3 protein-coding genes and 1 pseudogene are annotated in these 2,686 nt (G+C 60.2%); all 4 read right to left on the minus strand.

The features are described from left to right. Positions 1–34: 34 nt before the first annotated feature. Positions 35–826 (minus strand): ABC transporter ATP-binding protein, encoded by a 792-nt coding sequence (locus HX873_RS30425; RefSeq protein ID WP_003220035.1) that lies wholly within the window; start codon positions 824–826, stop codon positions 35–37. 17 nt (positions 827–843) lie between these two features. Then, positions 844–1,581: an ABC transporter permease gene (locus tag HX873_RS30430; protein ID WP_003220033.1), complete on the minus strand. Its 738-nt coding sequence runs from the start codon at positions 1,579–1,581 to the stop codon at positions 844–846. Positions 1,582–1,597: 16 nt separating this feature from the next. Beyond that, on the minus strand, positions 1,598–2,320 hold the full coding sequence (locus HX873_RS30435) for an ABC transporter permease (RefSeq protein WP_003220032.1): 723 nt from the start codon (positions 2,318–2,320) through the stop codon (positions 1,598–1,600). Between the two features lie 100 nt (positions 2,321–2,420). After that, positions 2,421–2,686: pseudogene (locus HX873_RS30440) on the minus strand (urocanate hydratase); the annotation flags it as partial.

The raw sequence follows: 2,686 nt of genomic DNA on the forward strand, positions 1-2,686 counted from the left end.
CGCTCTGGATCTTGCCTTTGCTTTTAACACTCCACTACTCCGCACTACGCTGCGTATGACTCGATACAAACTGCCGAAACCGCTCCGTCGGCAACCCCTCAAACAACTCCGCCGGGGTGCCCTGGGCATCAATCAACCCATTGGCCATAAACACCACCCGATTGGACACATGCCGCGCAAACCCCATCTCATGGGTCACCACCAACATGGTCCGCCCTTCCTCGGCCAGCGACCGCATCACCCGCAACACCTCCCCCACCAACTCCGGGTCCAGCGCCGACGTCGGCTCATCAAACAACATTACTTGCGGGTTCATCGCCAACGCCCGGGCAATCGCCACCCGCTGCTGCTGCCCACCCGACAAATGCGCCGGGTAATAATCACGGCGATCATAAAGCCCCACCTTGTGCAGCAGTTGCTCAGCTTCCTCCACACACTCGGCCTTCGAACGCTTGAGCACCCGCATCGGCCCCTCGATGACATTTTGCAAAACCGTCATATGCGACCACAGGTTAAAACTCTGGAACACCATGCCCAGCTTGCTGCGCATGGTCTCCACCTGCCGCGTGCTGCCAGGCAACAACCGACCGTTGCGCTGGCGCTTGAGCTCGATGGTTTCGCCGTCGAGCACAATACTGCCCTCGTCCGGGGTTTCCAGCAGGTTGATACAACGCAGGAAAGTGCTCTTGCCCGAACCGCTGGCACCGAGGATGGAAATCACGTCACCTTTGTGAGCCTCAAGCGAAATCCCCTTGAGAACCTGTGCCGAACCGAAAGCCTTGTGAATGTTGTTAACCGTAAGGGCGCTCTGAATCTGAGTACTCATGACAAGCTCCGCTGCAATCAGGAATGAGAAATAGGTTCGGGGGTTTGCTTGACCGGCACGTCTTTCGGCCGCTCACGCAGATGGGGCGACAGACGATGTTCAATCCAGGCCACCACACGCACCACCAGGAAATTCAGGATCAGGTAGATCAACGCCGCACAAATGAACACTTCCATGGTGCGGTAGGTACGCTGGATGATTTGTTGCGCCACGCCGGTGACGTCCCACACGGTGACCAGGCTGGCCAGCGCGGTGGACTTGACCAGCAAGATGGCCTCGGTGGAATAGGCCGGAAGCGCCTGGCGCAAGGTGACGGGGCCGATCACTCGCCACAGCAGGGTCCAACGCCCCATGCCTACCGCCTGCCCCGCTTCGATCTGCCCTTGAGGCACGCTCAGCAGGCCACCGCGAATGATTTCAGCGGTGTAACCGGCGGTGCACAGCGCCAGGGAGACCACGGCGCAGCCATAAGGCGACCTCAACACCACCCACAGGAAGCTGTCGCGAATCGCCGGGAACTGCCCCAGGCCGTAATAGATCAGGAACATCTGGATCATCAGCGGCGTGCCGCGAAACAGCATGATGTAGAAACGCGCCGGGTAGCTGAGGAATGGCCAGCGGCTGACGCGCATGGACACCACGCCCAGCGACAGCAGCAACCCCAGGGTCAGGGACGAAAAAAACAAGGCCAGGGTGATGGGCAAGGCACCCAGCAACTTGAGCATGGTGTCGGCAAGAAAGGCGAAATCGATCATGGCAAACGGTCCCTTCTCACGACTGTGCAGGATTGCGCCGCTGCGTACGCTGTACGCGCGCTTCGGCAATATTGAAAAGACGGCCCGAAAGCCCGGTCAGAATCAGGTAGCACACGCCGCCGACGATGTAGAACGTGAAGTACTGGCGCGTGGAACCCGCCGCCACCTGGCTGGCGCGCATCAGTTCCACCAGGCCAATCACCGAAATCAGCGCGGAGTCTTTCAGGCTCATTTGCCAGACGTTGCCCAGGCCCGGCAGCGCGTACCGCCAGATCTGCGGGATCAGCACCCGGCGAATCCGCGTTGCGCGGTTCATGCCGATCGCCAGTGCTGCCTCAAGCTCACCCTTGGCCACCGCGATAAAGGCACCGCGATAGACCTCAGCCTGATACGACGCCGAGATCAATCCGACGGCGATGGCCCCCACCATGAACGGCGGGACATCGACATAGCCTTCACCGCCAAACCAGTGATTGACGGCCGTCACCACACTGGCACCGCCGAAATAGAACAGGTAGATCACCAACAGCTCCGGAATCCCCCGGAACAGGATGGAATAGGCATCCCCCAGGTATCGCAAGGCACGCTTTTTGGAAAGCTTAGCCATGGCCACCAGGCTGCCGACCAGCGCACCGACCACCAGCGCCGCAAGGGTCAACAACACGGTCATGAGGGCGGCCTTGAGCAAGGCCATCCCCCAACCCGTGTCGCCAAAACTGAGCATCTGCATGAGACTCATCAAGTCACTCCTACCGAAAACACATAAAGCACCGGAACCTTGAAATCCGTCTCAACCTGCCCGACGTCCATGAAGCAAAGGGTGCAACTGCCTGCCTGGTTTACTTGACCATCGGCAGGTTCAAACCCTGCTCCTTGGCGCAATCAATCGCGATCTGGTAGCCCGCATCCGCATGACGCATCACGCCGGTCGCCGGGTCGTTGTGCAGCACGCGCGCGATACGCTCGGCGGCTTCGTCGGTACCGTCGCAGACAATCACCATGCCCGAGTGCTGGGAGAAGCCCATGCCGACGCCGCCGCCGTGATGCAACGAAACCCAGGTCGCGCCGCTGGCGGTGTTGAGCAGGGCGTTGAGCAGTGGCCAGT

It is taken from the genome of Pseudomonas sp. P7758, assembly GCF_013386485.1.
GTDB lineage: Bacteria > Pseudomonadota > Gammaproteobacteria > Pseudomonadales > Pseudomonadaceae > Aquipseudomonas.

Excerpts from the sequence above, each read along its gene's own strand:
- HX873_RS30425 (WP_003220035.1), bottom strand. The coding sequence starts at position 826 with ATGAGTACTCAGATTCAGAGCGCCCTTACGGTTAACAACATTCACAAG.
- HX873_RS30430 (WP_003220033.1), bottom strand. The coding sequence starts at position 1,581 with ATGATCGATTTCGCCTTTCTTGCCGACACCATGCTCAAGTTGCTGGGT.
- HX873_RS30435 (WP_003220032.1), bottom strand. The coding sequence starts at position 2,320 with ATGAGTCTCATGCAGATGCTCAGTTTTGGCGACACGGGTTGGGGGATG.